This window comes from Pseudoalteromonas sp. NSLLW24, from assembly GCF_015864725.1.
Taxonomy (GTDB): domain Bacteria; phylum Pseudomonadota; class Gammaproteobacteria; order Enterobacterales; family Alteromonadaceae; genus Pseudoalteromonas; species Pseudoalteromonas arctica.
In genome coordinates this window covers 109508-128652 of sequence record NZ_JADYWQ010000002.1, presented here as the reverse complement: position 1 = coordinate 128652, position 19145 = coordinate 109508, and the positions used below count along the sequence as shown (strand labels likewise).

General features: G+C 38.1%; 18 protein-coding genes. 1 reads left to right on the top strand and 17 read right to left on the bottom strand.

Annotated features, from left to right (window positions below):
- Positions 1-67: 67 nt before the first annotated feature.
- The 16 genes from I6E72_RS02205 to rppH form a co-directional block, all read right to left on the bottom strand.
- Positions 68-736 (bottom strand): FlgO family outer membrane protein, encoded by a 669-nt coding sequence (locus I6E72_RS02205; protein ID WP_197110919.1) that lies wholly within the window; start codon positions 734-736, stop codon positions 68-70.
- Positions 737-743: 7 nt separating this feature from the next.
- Positions 744-1436 (bottom strand): FlgO family outer membrane protein, encoded by a 693-nt coding sequence (locus I6E72_RS02200; protein WP_024589981.1) that lies wholly within the window; start codon positions 1434-1436, stop codon positions 744-746.
- A gap of 13 nt (positions 1437-1449) precedes the next feature.
- Positions 1450-2043 carry a FlgO family outer membrane protein gene (locus I6E72_RS02195; protein WP_197110917.1) on the bottom strand — a complete coding sequence of 198 codons (594 nt, stop codon included), beginning with the start codon at positions 2041-2043 and terminating at the stop codon, positions 1450-1452.
- A gap of 52 nt (positions 2044-2095) precedes the next feature.
- Positions 2096-2629 carry an SPOR domain-containing protein gene (locus tag I6E72_RS02190; protein ID WP_197110915.1) on the bottom strand — a complete coding sequence of 178 codons (534 nt, stop codon included), beginning with the start codon at positions 2627-2629 and terminating at the stop codon, positions 2096-2098.
- A gap of 177 nt (positions 2630-2806) precedes the next feature.
- Positions 2807-5758, bottom strand: coding sequence for a carboxypeptidase-like regulatory domain-containing protein (locus tag I6E72_RS02185; protein ID WP_197110913.1), 2952 nt, complete (start codon positions 5756-5758; stop codon positions 2807-2809).
- 43 nt (positions 5759-5801) lie between these two features.
- Positions 5802-6629, bottom strand: coding sequence for a fimbrial biogenesis chaperone (locus I6E72_RS02180; protein ID WP_197110911.1), 828 nt, complete (start codon positions 6627-6629; stop codon positions 5802-5804).
- Between the two features lie 8 nt (positions 6630-6637).
- Entirely contained in the window at positions 6638-7084 is a 447-nt protein-coding gene (locus I6E72_RS02175; RefSeq protein ID WP_197110909.1) for a DUF4402 domain-containing protein, read from the bottom strand.
- Between the two features lie 33 nt (positions 7085-7117).
- Complete coding sequence (locus tag I6E72_RS02170) at positions 7118-7708, bottom strand: DUF4402 domain-containing protein (RefSeq protein WP_197110907.1); 591 nt, start codon at positions 7706-7708, stop codon at positions 7118-7120.
- A gap of 167 nt (positions 7709-7875) precedes the next feature.
- Complete coding sequence (locus I6E72_RS02165) at positions 7876-8472, bottom strand: SPOR domain-containing protein (protein WP_197110905.1); 597 nt, start codon at positions 8470-8472, stop codon at positions 7876-7878.
- Between the two features lie 65 nt (positions 8473-8537).
- Entirely contained in the window at positions 8538-9221 is a 684-nt protein-coding gene (locus I6E72_RS02160) for an SPOR domain-containing protein (RefSeq protein ID WP_197110903.1), read from the bottom strand.
- Positions 9222-9923: 702 nt separating this feature from the next.
- Positions 9924-10802 (bottom strand): UTP--glucose-1-phosphate uridylyltransferase GalU, encoded by an 879-nt coding sequence (galU, locus tag I6E72_RS02155; protein WP_007583126.1) that lies wholly within the window; start codon positions 10800-10802, stop codon positions 9924-9926.
- Positions 10803-10825: 23 nt separating this feature from the next.
- Positions 10826-11677 (bottom strand): thymidylate synthase, encoded by an 852-nt coding sequence (locus I6E72_RS02150; protein WP_165721034.1) that lies wholly within the window; start codon positions 11675-11677, stop codon positions 10826-10828.
- A gap of 10 nt (positions 11678-11687) precedes the next feature.
- Complete coding sequence (gene lgt / locus I6E72_RS02145) at positions 11688-12491, bottom strand: prolipoprotein diacylglyceryl transferase (RefSeq protein ID WP_007583122.1); 804 nt, start codon at positions 12489-12491, stop codon at positions 11688-11690.
- Positions 12492-12504: 13 nt separating this feature from the next.
- Positions 12505-13314, bottom strand: a complete 810-nt coding sequence (locus I6E72_RS02140) for a sulfite exporter TauE/SafE family protein (RefSeq protein WP_024589991.1) — start codon at positions 13312-13314, stop codon at positions 12505-12507.
- Between the two features lie 90 nt (positions 13315-13404).
- A complete protein-coding gene (ptsP, locus tag I6E72_RS02135) occupies positions 13405-15669 on the bottom strand; it encodes a phosphoenolpyruvate--protein phosphotransferase (RefSeq protein ID WP_007583118.1) in 2265 nt (754 codons plus the stop codon).
- Between the two features lie 30 nt (positions 15670-15699).
- Positions 15700-16218 carry an RNA pyrophosphohydrolase gene (rppH, locus tag I6E72_RS02130; RefSeq protein ID WP_002958704.1) on the bottom strand — a complete coding sequence of 173 codons (519 nt, stop codon included), beginning with the start codon at positions 16216-16218 and terminating at the stop codon, positions 15700-15702.
- A gap of 683 nt (positions 16219-16901) precedes the next feature.
- Between rppH and mutH the strand changes: the two genes are divergently transcribed.
- Positions 16902-17573 (top strand): DNA mismatch repair endonuclease MutH, encoded by a 672-nt coding sequence (gene mutH / locus I6E72_RS02125; RefSeq protein ID WP_197110901.1) that lies wholly within the window; start codon positions 16902-16904, stop codon positions 17571-17573.
- Positions 17574-17769: 196 nt separating this feature from the next.
- Here the strand turns inward: mutH and eno are convergent, their stop codons facing one another.
- The gene (gene eno / locus I6E72_RS02120) at positions 17770-19068 is read right to left on the bottom strand and encodes a phosphopyruvate hydratase (protein WP_024610627.1); all 1299 of its coding nucleotides are present in this window, start codon (positions 19066-19068) and stop codon (positions 17770-17772) included.
- Positions 19069-19145 lie beyond the last annotated feature (77 nt).

The following is a 19145-nucleotide window of genomic DNA, read 5'->3' as shown; positions in this document are numbered from 1 at the left end:
TAAGCTGTGTGCTTAGAAGTGTGAATTATAACGGCATCTGGTTTTTTATATCAAGCGACAACTGAACTTAATTGCTTGATAAGTATATATCTTCTTTATTTAGTACATAAATTGGGATTAGTTTTCGACTACTCGCGACAATTTTTTTTGTATGCGCGTTAATTACACGTGTATTTACAACAACAGCATCACTGCGATAAATTAATGTACCCGCTAATACATGGCTCGCCATTTGATCTTCGCTAAGCTTTTCAATATCGCGCGAAAAAGCAAAATCACCACGACTATTTACATCTATTGTTTGAGTGGTTTTAAAATCAACCACGCCATAACCAAACTTTTGTAACTGATGAATTAACGTCTCAGATATTTGATTACCCAATTGATTACTTTTAGTAAGCGATGAATCAAGATCGACCAAGGTAGTAACGGCAATATTAATATTGGCGTTGGTATCACTTTCAAACTCAAGCGTATCAACCAAATCAAGCGCCATTTGCTCTACATAGTTAGCAAGTGTTTTATGGTGTTTAAGTGGTGTAAATTGATTGCCGTTAACATTATCTTGAGTTGATTTTTGCTCGGCTGTTTTAAGCATGCTTGCTAAGTCATAATTTACTTGTGTGGTTGAAGATGCATTCATTTCAGCACTTTCATTATTTTGAGTAAAGGCACAACCTGCTAAGTTAGCTAAAGCAAAAAAAACGATAAAGCGGTTAAATAATTTACTATACATAATTATCTCACTTGCTTGCTTGTTTTAACATTATGCCATCAGTGCGATAGCTACTATTAAGCGCATCAACAACCGACTGTGGAATAAACCCTTGTGCAGAACCTACTACGGCCTTACTTTCTAGCCCAACAATACGTGCATTAACAAGTACACCACCTTGATGGTTTACAAGTGTACCGGCTAGTACATACTTAAAGTTTTGATCTTGATTTAGCTCTAAATAGTCGCGACTAAATACAAAGTCGCCTGTTGAGGTAACACGCATATAATCAGTTGTTTTAAAATCAATAACGGGTACACCAAAGCTGTGTAATTCATGCATGAAGCTTTCTGCAATTTGGTTTCCTAGTAAGCTACCATCGTTGTAGTCTTCATCTAAAAAAATAAAACTCGAAACAGCTAACGGTGTTTGTTCACTTACGTACTGTAAGTTTTCAACCATGTCTTGCATTATGCCGCGCACATAATGGTTAATATTTTTGCGCATTGGCGGTGTTGCTTTTGTGTAGTTATCTTGTGGAGCCATTCCTGACTGAAATAAGTTATCGTCAGAAACAGGTGCTGCAACGTCGCGTTGGTTACTCACCAGTTGGTTGCTTTGCTCACTTTGTGGTGTTGCGGTGTCTGTATTCATTGTGCCTAGTATTTGAGAGCAACCAAAGCCCAGTGGTAAGCATAATGTAATTAATAGGTTTTTCATTTTGTGCTCCAAATTAGTATTCGCTTCGGTATAAAAGTCCGTTACGCTGCTGAATTTTCTCATTGCCCCACATTACATTAATTGGGATCTCGGTACTTCCCGCAGAGAGCACCTGTTTATTTTCTATATTCACAAGCCGTGCATTAACTATGTATGCATGCTGCTGGCGAGTCACTGTTCCTGTGATAACTAAGTCAATATTTTGGCGATTACGTAATTTACTTAAATCGCGACTTAAAATACTGTCTGAGTTTTCTGATAAAGAGAGGTTATTCCCAAGTCTGTACTCAACGGTGTGATAACCCAGTTGAGTAAATTGTGTAAGCAGACTTTCTTGGATCTGCTGACTTAAGCCTGAGGCTTGCCCTGTCACTAATTTTGTATCTAGTGCATCTGCATAAAAGAAGCTACTAACGCCAACACGTGTATTAGCATTTAATGCTCCGTTTAGGTGGTTAAGTTGCGACGTTAAATTAACTACATAGTCATTAACCGTAAAAGGAGCCATGGCTGCTTTAGGTGCATCTGTAGGCACACTTGGTTCTGGCGGCGGCACCAAGTTACAAGCAGCTAAATTTAAAAATAATAAAGGCAGTAAAAGGCGCATAATTGCCATCCTCTTCAAAACATACTGAGGATGAAGCAATTTGTATGCCGACTTATTTGATAGGTTGTTGCGTGTAATGGCTTACAATACAGCTAATAGATTTTTGTTTAAGTTTATTGCAGGCACTTTTAGCATTATTTTGGTTTGCGAATGCGCCTAACTTTAAACGATAATAGGTAACACCATTTATTTTTACTGTTTCAAAATTTGCTGCTACTTCACCATTAAACATTTCCTCATTACCTACTTTAAGTTCATTATAGCTTTTTATTAACCTAGACCTATCACTAACTGACGCAACTTGTAATGCGTAAAGAGGCAGTTCCTCTGATGACGGGTTATGTGTCTCAAAAGCCGATTTGTCAGTTGGAACTGTTTCATTAAATTTAGGTTTTTTATTATTAGCAGTGGTGTATGCAGGATTTTCGTTTTGATTTTTTTGAGCGTTGTAGCTACTTTCTTTTTTTTGCTCTTTTGCAACTGCCGTTAGCTGCTTTATAAGCAAATTTAAATCTTGCTCAATAACTAATAACCGTTCTATTCCGGCTTTAGATTGCTGCCACTGCTGTGAAGATTCACGAAGCATTTTAACCTCTTGTGCTGTTATACTAACCTCGTTACTAGTTGTTATTTGTGGCTTATTTTCAATCGTTTTTTGTGTTGTTGTATTGCACCCTGTTAGTAGGATTATACTTAAACCAAATATGCTTAAAGGCCTTCTATTTATCACTTACTTTTCCTTTTTTGTGATTTAAACTATTTATTAGTGACTAATTTTTTGTTCCTGCACGCTGCATTCGAGGCCTTTCGTTTGCATAGTTTCGCACATACTTTTTAGCTGAGATAACTCAGTTTTAGCATAACCAAGAGCTAAAATATAACGCGCAGACTCTTCATCTTTAACATAAAATGGGGCTTGTTGAGCATCTTTTAAAATATTACGCTTAATAAGTTGATAATACGTTTTAAGAATAGACAAAGACGAAAAGCTACCTATGTTAGCTATATAGCCTTGGGTTTTCTGTTTTTCAGTTAATATAAAGTTTACACCAGCTACTACATCACCTCTAGCTGGTAGATTGACTAGTACTTGTTGTGTGTTTTTTAATGATTTCCGGTTTTTAAACTGCCCGTCTATTACTGCTTTATATTTCCCTGGACGTAAATCTGTAAACAAGTAGTATCCATCGTAAGCAGCTTGAGTTTGCGCCACTTTTGAACCCGACTCATCAAAAAGCTTTATTGTTGCATATGCGGCTACGTCATTAGTTTCAGCTCCCTGTTTGTAAACAGTGCCTTCTATTTCGCTGCTATTATTAAGCGCAATATCCATGTACTCTACAAATCCTGCTCGCGGTGTAAATGAAAAACCGTCATTCGCAGTAACATAAAAAGGGTCGGGTAAACTTTCAGAATCAATAATAATATCAGTAGTTAGGTTAGCTGGCATACCTGAAAGCAATGCCATACCATTTTCGTCAGTGTCCGCACGCCGATAATTTTGTAGGCCTTTGACTTTTACACCTTCAATATTTTTATCGCCCTTATCGAATACTCCGTTATTATTTTCATCTAGGTATACATGTACCATTAATGAGCCGCTATTAACTAGACTTCGCTTGTTAATAAAGTAGCCTTTATTAACAGTGTCAAAACCCAAGCTGACACGGCTGAATAATCCAACGCGCCAGTTGTCATCAGTATCTACGTTAAAGTAACTATTTAAGCTAAATAAATCGGCCTGCCAATTTAAATCAAGCTCAGCTAGTGTAATATTATTTTGTAGTTGATGCCTTAATGTAAGCTCCCCTTGTAAGGATGAAGTTAAAGTTCGACTAAACTGAGCTTCGTAACTTGTTATTTCCCTCTCTGGCTTAAAAGTATAGTTGACACCAAATCGAGTGCTTACTCTACCAAAGCGCTTTTGCAAGCGGCTACTTCCGTAAAAAAGATCATTATCTGACCACTGTAAGTTATTATTAAAAGAGTAACCTCCAATAGTATAATTAAATATATTACCCAGTCTAAATTGGTCTTCAAATAAATTACTCTGTAGGTGAGTTGCTGTATTTTGATAACTAAAACTTCCATAACCGATATCTGGAGTACGACCAGCTATGTAAAACTCGTAAATTTTGGCGCTATTTAAGAGGTTATTTTGTTGATTTGAATTTAATCTTCTTGTTTCATCTTGAATACTAAAGCGTAATGATTGGCCTGCTAATTCGCTACGTAAAGCGATTTCTAATTCTTTTTCATCGTTTGAGCTTTGCTCATAATCTATATTCACTAACACTTTATCAAATATACTTATATTTGAGCCTAGCGCATAGGTAGACTCATTAGCACCGTCATCATTATTTAATGCTGATAAACCAGTGTAAACAGAAATGTAGTCATTAATGCCACGCTCGTAGCGTCCAGAAAACTGCCAGCCATCTTTAGCACTTTTATAGCTTGAATTATTAAGTAGCTGCTCCCCCTGCTCGGTTACAGACATTTCGTAAAAGTCTTGACCAGCCTCTAAGCTATTGCCATTAACTAAATATTCTTCTACTTTACGCTCGACTTGACCTTGCGGCCCATAAAAAATTAGTTCAAAGGTATTAGCACCATATAATAAGTCTATATTTTCAAATAGATAACGACCTTCGGGTAAGCTTAGCTGCTGATCAATTAAAACCTTATTTCTATACAGCTCAACATCCCACCCTGCATGAATAGCACCTGTAAGGGTTATTTGGTTTGTATTGACTTGAGAATAAAGTGGTCTGTTATTTATTTTTACGCCGCGTGCAAAAGTACTTAAGAAATTATTACCTATTTGGGTTGCTAATACATCACCAAATTGTACATTCGTTGCCTTTAATGGGCCTAATAGCTCTGCATTGGCATCTTCTTTACTGAAAAGCAGACGTGCATCAGTAATCAAGTCACCTTCTCGACCAGCTAGATAATATTCAGTTTTTACATAGGCTAGATCTTGAGAGCCTAAAATTGAATAATTTAATGCGCTATTACTATTAGATGCAGAATAATTTAATTGTAAATCTGCAACCGGTGCAGATGCGCTTTGGTATGGACTAGCTTTCCACGGTAATGTGGGCTTTGAATTGATTGTACTACTTACTAAGCGCTGCTCTCTCTTAAGCTTAAGTTCTAATGGTAAAGGTATACTTGGTTTTAAATTAAATTCTAAGCTACTAAAATTTAGTTGGGCATTTAAAGCAAACCAAATATTTAACTGCTCAAAGGCAATAAATATATCACCCGCATCTACATAAAAATCGCTATCTTGTAATGGGTAAACAACCCCATTAATAAAAGCATTTTTTGAATTTAGATCTAATTTAAACTCGTTATTTGCAGAGATAAACCAGCCTTGAGCTATTAAGGATTCGTTATCAACTTCTATAGCGAAATTTAGTTGCTCAAATAAACTATTTAGCTCTAACCAAGCTCCATGTTCACTTTTAATAGCAATTAACTCGCCTAGATAATACTTTCTAAGGTAAGTTGAAAGAAAAAGTAGTTCCCCTACGGGGATACCAATGTTTACTTCGGCTTCGTTAGATATTGGTGACTGCATAATATGCTGTGATTGCTCAGTGCTTTTTTGCAATTTTTTTTCAATATTAAACAAAGTGTTATAAATAGCACTTTCGTTTTGCATATTAGTAGCACCAACATGAGTTGCTGAAGTTAATAAAATCACTCCAGACACCCGTATTAGCATTTTTTGTAAGTACCTTAACAAACTAGTTCAGTAAACCAGATGAGCTTGGAGTTATATCAAACGTTTTTTCAGCAAACTTTATACCGCGGTACTCTTTTAAACCCGAATAAACTATTCGCAATTTACCAGGTTCGGTGATTAGGTTTTCATTGAAAAAGTTAAGCTTCAAATATGCCTCTTCTACCTCTGCATAAATACTGTAGTCGCTTACCATCGACACTTTAATTTCTTTATTATTATCTGGCTTAAAAAACACCTCAACTTTACCAAATGAGCTGTATTCTCCGGCGCGTGATAAAGATACCTTCAGCTGCTTTATATTGTTTATCTTAATTAATTCAACTGTACTAATATCAACGACAGGATTAACTCCCCCCTCTCTTAAAATTATTGGTATTGAGTAACTCAAAATCATATTTACCTTGATCCCTAAGCTATTAGAATTACTAGTAGTTTCATTAGGCAGAGCCTGAAATAACAAATGAGAGCGGTATTCTCTTTCTTCGAGACCCTTAGGTTTACGAAGAGCTAACTTTACAATTTGTCTTTCTCCTGGGGCCAATCTAACCTGTGAGGGACTCATTCTAACAAAGTCACTCAATGCTGATGCTGTTTTTTCACCAACAGGCAAGGTTGTATAGCCTCCGGTGGGCTTAGATACTTTCTCTTGCCAAGCTAAACGATATGTTCTGTATTCATCACTGTTATTGATCACTATTACTTTTGATACACGTTGGCGGTCGTCAAATGAAATGCGTGTTGGTGAAATGAGTAAATTGGATTTACTTGAGGCGCTAAAAATTAAAAGCAGCGGTAAAATAAAAAAAGTTAAAATTTTGATTAAATTCATTTTTATCCCTAGTAAGATATTGTTATATCTATAGTCGTACTATAACGATCATCTAAGTATGACTCTCCATCACCACTTAAAACAAGTTTTCCTCCAATAGCTAAAACAGCCATGCCATAGGCATTTGTTGTTATAGAATTGGTGTAAATAAGGCTATCGAGCGTAAACTGGGTGCCACCGTTAATCCGGCTTAATTTTTGATAGTTTCCTGAGTCCGTAATGTATATCTGAACTCGCGCTCCAAAATTTTCAAATAAGAGCTCTGCTGGAGCCCCCCTTTTTATAATATGAACATTTACTCCCGAACTTGAACCATTTTTTTGAACAGTTATTGAGCTACCTGGTTCGTTTTTAACCACTACAATAGTGCCAAAATCAAGAGGTTCAATCATTGTTATTTGAGAGTATGCACTTGTACAAAACAATGCGCTGAATATCAGGATATAATTTTTCATATAAATGCCTGCACTTGCATGCAGGCTAAATTCTTAATAATCAAGTATTAATGTAAAAGTACCGCTGTAGTCCCCATCAATGTAGTCACTAGTAGGCGTTGTTCCATCAGTAGTTAGCGTGGCCCCCATATTAAAAGTAGCCTCTCCGTTTGAATCAACCTGAATTGATGTTGTAGCAGCTGAGTTAGGTGTAGCCCCGGTAAGAACATAGTAAGTTGGCGAGCTTAATGTAAAGACTGCAGTACCAGCTGGCGCTGTAACAGGAGAAATATTACCTGAAATTCCTGTACTATCAATTGTTAAAGTTGCAAAAGGTGATACACCCGAAACCGAAAATGATGCAGGAGCACCTGCAGCCAAAATAGCTATTTCTGCAGCGGTACCAGCTGCTCCCGTAGTAGATGCTGTAGCTGGGTTTGCAGCCAGTACTAAAGTTGCAGTATCTGTACTTGTTGTATCTGCAGTCGCACGTATTGTTCCAAAATCTAAATTCGCAGAACTTTCAAAAGTAAATGCGTTTTGTACAACCACGCCTGCATTAAATGTAGCCGTTTCAGCTAAAACGCCTGTAGAAGTTAAAGATAGTACTGCAGCAATTGATGCTAATTTAATTGATTTGTTCATAAACATTCCTATTGTTTGATGTGAGCTGGCTAACCTTTTGTTCAGGTTAAGTTAACTATCGGCTGAAATCATTAATTATTTAGCATTTAGTCATACTTTATTGAAACTAATTAAAAATATAGGAGTTCATACCATAAAATCCAGTAATTAAGCATTAAAAATATGCACTAGACATCTTCACCTTCAAATAAGGTAGGTTTACACGGCAAATCAATTTGAGACAAAATCTGACAAAAAGCTTGTGTATGCTGAGGAGTCTTAAAAGGGCCTGCGATTAGTTGATAAAGTACAATATTAGGCTTTTTTAATGTATTTACTTTATACAAAAAAGAATTGAAAATTAATGGATCGTTGATTTTTAAATTTTGAGAAGCGACCGTAGCCAACTCTTTTTTTAAAAAGCTGCCTAATTGCACTGCATATATAGGGACTTGCATGACACTTTCTTGATGAGAGGACTTATTTGGTTCATCAATACTTCCATGTTCCACAATTATAGCTTCAGTTCGCATTGATTCAGGTAGCGCTTTTAAATCAGATTGTAATGATAAAGCTTGAATTAGCATTAATAGATCTTCTTCAATATCACTCAAACGATTTATTTTATCTTTGCTGTTATCCCATTGTTCAAGATAAGGTTTTATCTCTTGCATACGGACCATATCATCTAACTGTTTAGTGTCAGCATTTTGACTACTGCACCCCATTAGCCAGACAACGAATCCAAATAATAAAATAAAATATTTCAACTGATTAAAAACCATTTAGCACTATGTAACAATAAACCAAGCAAAAAACAAGCCATAAATAATTTTGCTAATTCAGTGTATTAAAGCCTTACTGGCTTATCGGTGTAGTTACTTACTATGCAATCGAGTTTATATAACTTGAATACGTCACAGTCTGCTTTTGCATTTTTAAAGTTTTGGTAAGAGCCAAGTTTTAGCCTGTAAAACATTTTGTCGTTTATTTTGGCGGTTTCTACGTTAGTCAATATTTTGTCTCTAAACAACGGCGCTGCTTTAGTATTTAGCTCTTGCCATGCTTTAGCCACACCTTGCTCTGAGTCAACCGAAGCTACCTGTAAAGCAAATACATGTTTAGGTTTATTTAATTTTAAAGTTTGTTTTTTATTACTGTAATTTTGTTTAACTTGTTGGCGTGACTTAACATTGCGTGTGTTTCGTGGTGAGCGTACAGACTTGCTGCTATACCCTTGATTAGACTGCGCAATAGCTTTGCTGTTTATAATATCGATATGATTTACGAGGTAAGTTATTTCTTTTTCTAATCTTAAAATTCGCTCTATACCTTCACGAGCTTGTTGCCACTGCATTGCGGCATCTTTTAGCTGTGCAAGTTCAAGGGCTGTAATTGATACGTAGTCAGGCGAGTTACTTTGAGGTTGTTCATCAATGGTTTTTATTTCAGGCGAGACGCTGCATGCTGTACCAAATAAAAGCATTAGCAAGCTAAGTAAAAGCCCAATGTTATTTTTTTTATATATAAACATGTATTAGTTGTCCTGAAAGCAGTGTTTTTACACTACATTTCAGTTAAACATTCTCACAAGAAAGCGTTTAACTTTATTTAAGCTGTGAGCCATAAAACTAGCTCTTCGCATGCTTGTCAGTGTTTCGTAAAACACAACGTTGCATACTCCATCCCTTCCTTGAGAGCATTATTTAATACAAATTCAATGCCAATTAACACAAACTTTACAACATAAATAACAATATGTCTGTAATGACTTAAAAACTTTTATTTTAGAGCTATTCCTTTTCTTATTTTATTCTAGGGCCTGTTGACCTTTCAGGATTAAAATTTGTTCAATCTAGGGGCCATTTAATCGCGGCGCGAGGTTTGTAACCTAGTGGGCTCGGTAACTGCTCCTGCGTTACCCTACTGGCTTACATCCATGTAAGAATAAGTAAAAACCGAGTAAAGCTTCCGCGTCCTGCTCACGCCCCTTACCTACATCCATGTAGGCAACAAAGAGTAAATTGCCCCGAGGCAGAACCCTTCGGGCAGCGCATGTTTGGCATCTATGCTACGTTATCGCCTATTTATGGGGAATAACCACACTACATAGGCTCTGCCTTGCCTAAATACCAAACAGCCTGCTGAAAATTCAACCTCGAAAGATAAACAGGCCCTAATAAAACTCATAAAAAAAGGCGCCGATATAGGCGCCTTTCATGTTTTACGTTAACTGTTAAATCAGTTTTTTAATAAATGATTTTAATTCATCGGCAAATTCATCGCGACGAAGTGCAAACTCAATCGTTGCTTTTAAGTAACCAATTTTACTTCCACAATCGTGGCTACGGCCTTTTATAGCGTATGCATCTACTTTTTCGTGTTCCATTAACATCGCAATTGCGTCAGTTAATTGAATTTCGTCGCCTGCACCTTGCGGAGTTTTTGCAAGTAACGGCCAGATATTTTCGCTTAATACGTATCGACCCACTACAGCTAAGTTTGATGGAGCTTCATCTACTGGCGGCTTTTCTACCATATTAAGAATTGGTGAGCTTTCACCTTGCTTTAAGTCAACATCACCTAAATCAACCACACCAAACTGGTTAACTTGTGCCATTGGTACTGGTTCTACCATAATTTGGCTGTGCTTGGTTTTCTCAAAATTAGCGATCATTTCTGCTAAGTTATCTTTTTTAAGATCGCTCTCTACATCGTCAATAATTACATCTGGTAAAATAACTACAAACGGTTCGTTACCAATAATAGGCGCTGCACAACTAATAGCATGGCCTAAGCCTTTTGCTTCACCTTGGCGTACGTGAATAATGGTTACGTCTTTAGGGCAGATTGCTTGCACTTCGGCAAGTAGTTGCCGCTTAACACGCTTTTCTAAAGTAGCTTCTAGTTCAAAGCTTGTATCGAAGTGATTTTCGATTGAATTTTTACTTGAGTGCGTTACTAACACTATTTCTTTAATTCCTGCAGCAACGGCTTCGTTTACTACATATTGAATTAAAGGACGGTCTACCACTGGAAGCATTTCTTTAGGAATTGCTTTAGTGGCTGGTAACATACGAGTACCAAGGCCCGCTACTGGGATCACTGCTTTCATTTTATGTTTTCCTTAATCTTTTATTATACTGAAAATGGATATTGAATCGCTTCATGGCATTGATAGCCTGTTACTTCAAAGTCGTCTCGTGTTACCCACGTTTCTATGTCTTCTAATGATTTAATTTTTGGATTAATTTTTAACTGAGGTGATTCAAATGGCTCACGCGTTAACTGCACGTCTCGCATCAGTTCAAGTTGGTTTTCGTAAATATGTGCATTAGCAATTTTATGATACGCCTTACCCGCTTTGTGGCCGGTAATTTGAGCCACTAACGCAAGCAACACAAAACACTGAATTTGATTGAAATTAAGGCCGAGCGGTACATCACAGCTTCGCTGGTATGACGTTAAATATAGCGTATCGCCAAGTAGCGAAAAAGTGTGCGTATGCATACACGGCCGCAAACAACCAAGCTCAAACTCACCTGGATTATAAAACGTGATTATTTCACCACGGTCATCAATGCCATTTTTTAAGTTATTAATAACTTTGGAAAGCTGATCAAGCGTTGAGCCATCTGGACGTTGCCAACCACGGCCTTGTACGCCATAAACACGGCCCATATCGTCCTCGCCTTTACGGTGAGGATTATTAAGCCATGCGTTGTTATCGTTCGCGTTGGCATCCCATGTTTTACAGCCAATTTCACGAAACTGCTCAGCGCTGTCGTACCCGCGTAAATATCCTAGCAACTCAGCAATCGCTGCTTTGTAGTAACTTTTGCGCGTAGTGATCATTGGAAACTTATTATTAGCCACATCGTATTCTAAATCGGCATTAATAACGGTTAAACAACGCGTACCTGTACGTTTGTTTTCGACCCACTGACCTTCGTCAACAATACGCTGACATAATTTTAAATATTGTTTCATGCTTTTCTTATTATGCCTTAGCTGTTTTAACGTGTTGTGGTTGCTTATATGCCCAAATTAATAAACCTAAACCACCCACTATCATAGGAAGTGAAAGTATTTGTCCCATTGAAATAAAGTCGGCAAATAAACCGAGTTGTGCATCGGGTTGGCGGAAATATTCAATACAGAATCTAAACACGCCGTAACCTAATAAAAATACACCGGCTACGCTGCCTGCTGGACGTGGTTTTTTAATAAACCATTGCAGGATTAAAAACAGCACTAAGCCTTCAAAAAATGCTTCGTATAATTGCGATGGGTGGCGCGCAAGCGGACCGCCCGTTGGAAATACCATTGCCCATGGCACGTCGGTAACTCGGCCCCATAACTCACCGTTTATAAAGTTACCAATACGCCCTGCTAAAAGCCCTACAGGAACCAGTGGTGCAACAAAGTCGCCTACTTGAAGCAGTGACTTTTTACGCGTCCACGAAAAAATTGCGACGGCGGTTATAACGCCAAGTGTTCCACCATGGAACGACATACCGCCCTGATCTATCCTAAATAAATACAGTGGGTTTTCTATAAAATAACTAAACTGGTAAAACAATACGTAGCCAATACGCCCACCTAGTATTACCCCTAACATGCCGTAAAACAGTAAATCGCTTACTTGGTCTTTAGTCCAACCCGAATTTGGCTTTGACGCTTGACGATTAGCAAACCACATCGCAAATGCAAAACCTATTAAGTACATTAAGCCATACCAACGTACGCTTAGCGGTCCAACAGAAAAAATAATTGGATCAATTTGAGGAAACTCAAGTGCCATAAAAAATAAACCTTTAGCTAAAAACCATTTTAATTGCGATAACTACAAGCAGCACCGCGAAAACTTTCTTAATTGTATTAACAGGTAAATAGTGAGTTGCTTTGGCGCCAATGGGCGCAACAAACCACGAGGTAATAACAATCCCAAATAATGCAGGTAAATAAACAAACCCGGCAAAACCATGCTCTAAATCGGTAACATGCCAGCCTGCGCTGATGTAACCAATAGAGCCAAATAACGCAATAACAATTCCGCACGCTGCCGCGCAGCCAATTGCTTTTTTTATATCAACCGAAAAATAATTAAGCATAGGTACTATTAAAGCTCCGCCGCCAATCCCTATTAAACCTGATAACCCGCCCATTATTGCAGAAACGCCTCCTAAAATAGGACCTGCCGGCAACGGTTTTTCTGACATCGGTTTATTACGCGCGGAGAGCACCATTCTTGCTGCAATAAATACAACACTTATAGCAAACACTGTACGTAATATTTGTTCAGGGATTAAACTTGCTGCAAAGCCACTAATAAGTGCACCTAAAGCCACACCCGACATAACCCACGGGGCGATTGCCCAAGGCACATTATCATTTTTATGATGAGCCAGCGCTGAAGACGTTGAAGTAAATAAAATAGAAGCGAGTGAGGTTGCAATAGCAATTACTAATACATGATCAGCCGACGTTACATTAAATGAGAGTAGCAGAGTGCTTAGTACTGGAACGATAATTAAACCGCCGCCAATGCCTAGTAACCCAGCTAAAAACCCAACAATACAGCCTAGTAGTGCGCAGCTTGCGACTAACAAACCTAAGTCATACATAGTAATCTCAAATACCCTTTTAAGGTTTATATATTAAAGGATTATAAAACTAATAGCATCTGTGTATTGCAATTAATTAGGTGTACAAGCTTATTTGGGGGTGTAAAACAAATCACCTAATTTATGCTCTAGCATAAAGCTTCGCGTTAAACGTAGTACTTGTTTGGCTGTGGATTGCGCTAAACATTCACTTAGTAGTTGTTCCATGTCACTGACATTTAAACGCCTAAGTACCCACTTCACTTTATTAAGCGATGATAAATTCATACTCAGGCGTCTGTAACCCATGGCAATAAGTAAAATAGCTCCTTCAGGATCGCCGCCTAGTTCACCACACAAACTAAATGGCAGTTCATATTGCTCACATTCGTGCGCCACTTTATTTAGTACTCTTAGTACACCTGGGTGATAAGGGTTAAAAAGTTCGGCTACACGTGCGTTAGCCCTGTCTACTGCTAATAAGTACTGTGTTAAATCGTTACTGCCTACTGAGCAAAAATCGACTTTTTTTGACCACTCTGGAAGCATAAATACACTTGAAGGTACTTCCAGCATTATTCCTATGTCGGGTCTTTCTATGGTTTGCTCTGGGTATTTTTCACTTAACTCAAAATAAGCCTGTTCAAATAACGCTAGTGACTCATCAACTTCTTCAGTGCCACTGATCATAGGGAGCATTATTTTTAAATTACCCAAACCAATATTTGCTTTAAGCATCGCTTTTAGTTGATCTAAAAATAACTCTGGGTGATCAAGGCTAATACGAATCCCACGCCAACCTAAAAATGGGTTTTCTTCGGTAATATTAAAGTAATCAAGTACCTTATCACCCCCAATATCCAATGTACGCATAACCACAGGATTAGGATGATAGCTAGTTAGTACTTCTCGGTACCAATTTTCTTGCTCTGATTGCGAAGGAAACTGACCCTTTTGCATAAACCACGCTTCGGTTCGATAAAGCCCCACACCGTCACAAATATGCGCGCTACTTTGCTCGGTATTAAGCTCAAGGCCTGCGTTTAATAATAAGCTAACATGTTCACCGTCAAGCGTAATTGATTCTGAGTCTTGCTCAGCTAAAAAGCGGTTATTTAGTAGGTTATCTTGATGCTGTAACTCTGTGTATTCGTCCATCAGCATTTGTGAAGGCGATATATATAAACGCCCAGCAAATGCATCTAAAATCATCGGTTTGCCATTAAACTGCAGTAGAGGTAAATCCTCTATGCCCCAAATGGCAGGGATCCCCATCGCACGCGTTAATATAGAAGCATGGCTATTTGCAGAGCCATTTACGCTTACAACGCCTGTTAAATGACCTTTTGGCACTTCAGCAAGCATGGCGGGTGTTAAGGTATTAGCAATTAAAATAGTGTTGGCCGGATAATTTTTAACAGCGTGCTCGGTATTTACAAGGTGGTGTAATACGCGAAGACCAATGTCTTTAACGTCAACAGCACGCTCTTTTATATAAGGGTCTTGCATGGCATTAAATTGAGATATTAAACGCTCTATTACAATTTTTAGGGCGCTTTTAGCACACCACCCTTCTTGTAATTGCATTTCAACATTATGCCCTAAACTTTTAGCGTCAAGCAGTTGTTGGTACACATCAAATACCGCAAGAGCTTCGTGCGGAATAGAATCGCTTAGCGTCATCGATAGGGTATTAAATTCTTTGCGCGTTGCAGCTACAGCTTGAGTAAATAAACGGCGCTGCTCAGTAACATCACTGTCTTTTAAAAGCTCAATAGATTTAAAATCAAGTTTTGGTAATACAACAAATGCTTGTCCTATACCTATTCCTGGCGCGCTCGATACACCTTTTAAAACAGACGTTTGATGAGATGACTCATCTTGGCGTAGTATTTCTTTAATTTCAGCATGCGCTAACTGTGAAGCAAGTTGAGCAGAAAGCGTTATTAAAAACGACTCTTCGTCTTGGCTAAATACACGTGCCATTTTTTGTTGGACAACAATAACGCCCAGTACTTTTTTTTGATGAACAACGGGTACAGATAAAAAAGCGTTGTAGCCTTCTTCGTTTACTTCGGGGGAGAGCTTAAAACGAGGATGCGATTTAGCAAATGCAATATTAATAGGTTCTTCGCGTTGCGCTACTAGGCCAACTAAACCTTCGGTAAAACCAATTCTAAACTTACCTACCGCATCGGGGTTTAGCCCTTCGGTTGCCATAAGTACAAAATTGTCCTGGCTGTAATCTGCAAAATAAATGGAGCAGCACTGGGTTTTCATGGCATCTTTAACCATTTGCACAAAGCACACTAATGCGCTGTCTAAATTCGCTTGTCGCGATACAGACTCCGCAATAGATCTCAGTGTAGCCAGCATGTCCTGCTCCTTTATTTTATTCTGAATTAACTACCTTTTACTTCGCCAATGATCTTTATGTTGTTCTCTCTTATTAAAAGGCATGGCGAAAGGAGCAAACTCTTTCATTACACGTCGATAAACATCCCGTTTAAACGATACAACCTGTCTTACAGGATACCAATAACTTACCCAGCGCCAATCATCAAATTCAGGATGATGGGTTTTAAGTAAATTTACATCTTCGTCTTTACAGCGTAATTTTAGTAAAAACCATTTTTGTTTTTGCCCAATACACACCGGACTAGAGTCTCGGCGGATTAATCGTTTGGGTAATTTATAGCGTAACCAATGTTTTGAGCTTGCGACTATTTCTACATCTTCTGGTCGCAACCCTACTTCTTCGTGTAATTCACGGTACATGGTTTGTTCTGCAGTTTCGCCATCATCAACACCACCTTGGGGAAATTGCCAAGAGTGTTGACCATAACGTCTGGCCCAAAAAACCTGTCCCTGATTATTGCAAATCACAATTCCGACATTGGCACGAAAACCTTCGGCATCAATCACCTTAGTGCCTCATTTGTAAGTCGATTTTTAATGATTGTTCCACATTAGCCGCAATACGGCAAATACTATTATACCCAACCCGATTAGTAAGCTAAGTTTGAGCTTTTAGTACATTGATAAATTATGGAGAGTGGGTAAATATTTGGAAAATAACTTAACAAGGCTATTGCGGTTCTTGTTTTCCTCTAGTTACTCACAGTTTGTGCATAACTTTTGTAAAACACGCTCATTTTGCAAACAAATCCACAATATTAGATCCAAAAACTTGGCTTCTCCACAGATTCTGTGGATAAACATGTTCATATAGTTGTATTTATCCTTACAACTTTTAAATTGCTTAATCAAAACTGAATGTACAACATTAAAAAAACCAACTGAGTCAGTAACTTAAAGTAAAGCAGCTTAATTTCAATATGTTCAAAATTAACCCAAACAACAAGCGAGCAAAAAACACACAACCCTAGAGATATCCACGGCTTAGCCTATTTGCTATCATGGCTATGATATTTATACAACCGAAATTAAGAATACTAATTACGTTGAATTGATATTTATAATCGCAATAAAAAATAGCTCAATAACAAAAAACTATCGTATGCAGTTTCTCCGCATAAGTAATTTCAACGTAGTTAGTGAGTTGTTAAACCTCTATAATATTCATATTTTAATAAAATTGGCATGACATGCGACCTACAAAACCACACTCAATAAACGATTTAATGCAACGCGTTAATAATATTGCCGGATTAACTCTAGGGCAGCTTGCTAACAAGTATAATTTTAAAACGCCGGATGATTTACTGCGCGAAAAAGGTTGGACTGGTCAGTTAATTGAATACGTACTAGGTGCTACTGCGGGCTCAAAACCACTTCCGGATTTTGAAGATTTAGGAGTTGAGCTAAAAACACTCCCTATTTCTTATAAAGGTAGGCCACTGGAAACTACGTTTGTATCGGTTACACCTTTAATGAACGTTACAGGAATGACGTGGCATACCAGCTCTGTACGTAAAAAACTAAATCATGTTTTATGGCTGCCAATTTTAAGCGAACGTGATATTGCCCCGTTTGATAGAACCATCGGCAGCGGCTTTTTGTGGCAACCCACGTTTGAACAAGACGCTTTATTACAGCGCGACTGGGAAGAGCAAATGGAGCTAATTGCGCTAGGTAGAGTCGACGAAATATCAGGCCATTTAGGCGATGCGATGCAAATTCGCCCTAAAGCGGCCCATAGCAAAATAGTAACCGATGCTATTGGTCCTAATGGAAAAATAATAAAAACCTTACCACGTGGCTTTTATTTAAAAACGAGTTTTACTGGTGATATTTTAAAACAGCAGTTTCAGCTTTAAGTGCGCAAAAACGAAAGCTTCAATAAATAGTTATACTTTTGTGTCCCCTTTGTTTGCACTGCGTGCGCGCGTCAGCAAGTTTAACGCCTACAACTTATTCTCACCTCTTTGAATAAAAGTATCAGGCATAAAAAATCCCCGCTTGTGCGAGGATTTTATAATCTAAATTAAAAATCAGATTCTATATGAAATAGAATTACTGACCTTTAACTTCTTTAAGACCATTGTACGGTGCTTTATCACCTAATTGCTCTTCAATACGAAGCAATTGGTTATACTTAGCAACACGATCAGAACGGCTCAATGAACCCGTTTTAATTTGACCTGCAGCAGTACCAACCGCTAAATCAGCAATTGTTGAGTCTTCAGTTTCACCTGAGCGATGAGAAATAACAACAGTAAAACCAGCGTCTTTAGCCATTTTAATTGCAGCTAAAGTTTCAGTTAAAGAACCGATTTGGTTAAACTTAATTAAGATTGAGTTAGCAATACCATTGTCGATACCACGTTTTAAAATCTTAGTGTTTGTTACGAATAAATCATCACCTACTAATTGGATTTTATCACCCATTAGTTTTGTTTGGTGTGCAAAGCCATCCCAATCAGACTCATCAAGACCATCTTCGATAGAAACGATTGGGTAACGAGTAGTAAGATCTTGTAAGAAGAAGTTAAACTCTTCAGAAGTGAATTTTTTACCTTCACCCTTAAGGTCGTAGATGTTTGCTTCTTTGTCGTAAAACTCAGATGCAGCACAATCCATCGCTAAAGTGATGTCTTTACCTAACTCGTAACCCGCGTTTGCAACAGCAACTTTAATTGCAGCAAGTGCCGCTTCGTTAGAAGCAAGGTTAGGCGCAAAACCACCTTCATCACCAACAGCCGTTGAATGACCGTCAGCTTTAAGTACTTTAGCAAGGCTATGGAATACTTCAGCACCCATACGTAGGCCTTCGCGGAAGTTTTTAGCACCAACTGGCTGGATCATAAATTCTTGGATGTCTACAGAGTTATCTGCATGCTCGCCACCATTGATGATATTCATCATTGGAAGAGGCATTGAATAAACACCCGGTGTACCGTTTAAGTCAGCGATATGTTCGTAAAGCTCAACTTTTTTAGATTGAGCTGCTGCTTTTGCAGTCGCTAGTGATACAGCTAAGATTGCATTGGCACCTAGTTTTTCTTTATTTTCAGTACCATCTAAATCTAGCATTACTTTATCAACAGCGCTTTGTTCTAATGCGTTTTGACCAGCTAGAGCGTCTGCGATTTCGTTATTGATAAAACCAACAGCTTTTAATACGCCTTTGCCTAAATAACGTGTTTTGTCACCATCACGTAACTCTAATGCTTCGCGAGTACCTGTAGATGCACCTGAAGGTGCTGCAGCACGGCCCCATGAACCATCAGCTAAATGTACATCAGCTTCAACAGTTGGGTTACCACGCGAGTCCATAATTTCGCGACCGATTACTTTTACGATTTTTGACATCTTGTTTCCTCTATATTCCCAAAATGGTGAGTTCGACTAACTTTACTACGTTTTATATAACTTAGTCAGCCCTTAAA